Annotated in this window: 1 protein-coding gene; it reads right to left on the bottom strand. The window is 71.3% G+C overall.

Annotation, left to right across the window (positions count from 1 at the left end; all coding sequences use genetic code 11):
• A partial coding sequence (locus BKE38_RS29485; RefSeq protein WP_242662620.1) for an ABC transporter substrate-binding protein occupies window positions 1-519 on the bottom strand: 519 nt, incomplete at both ends.

Raw genomic sequence — 519 nt, 5'->3', positions numbered from 1 at the left:
CCATCAGCCCCTCGAAGACCACCTGGTTCAGCGCCTCGCGGTCGATCGCCAGCTCGAAGGCGGCGCGGATGCGGGGATCGCGGCCGAAGGGCGTGTCGGCGCGCGGCCCGTTGCCGACATTGTGGATGATGCTCTGGTAGCCGAGATCCTCGCGGGTGGCGACGCGCAGCCGCCGGTTGCCCTTGACCGCCGGCAGGTCGGAGGGGGCGATCTCGACGATGTCCAGCGCGCCCGATTGCAGGTTGGCGACGCGGACCGAGCTGTCGGGGATCGGCAGGTAGCTGATGCGGTTGATGTGGATCCGCCCCGCATCCCAGTAGCCAGGGAATTTCTCGACGACGATGCGGTCCTGGGCCACGCGCTCGACGAAGCGGTAGGGGCCGGCGCAGACCGGGCGGGCGCCGAAGTCGCGCCCCGCCGCCTCGGCCGCCCTGGGGCTGACGATCATGCCGGCGCGGTCGGTCAGCTGCGAGACGAAGGGCGAGGACGGCGCCTTCAGCCGGATGCGCACGGTTAGCG

This window comes from Teichococcus deserti (assembly GCF_001982615.1).
In the GTDB taxonomy this organism is placed as follows: domain Bacteria; phylum Pseudomonadota; class Alphaproteobacteria; order Acetobacterales; family Acetobacteraceae; genus Pseudoroseomonas; species Pseudoroseomonas deserti.
Note: the sequence above shows the minus strand (reverse complement) of the source record. Positions and strands in the feature narration are given on the sequence as shown.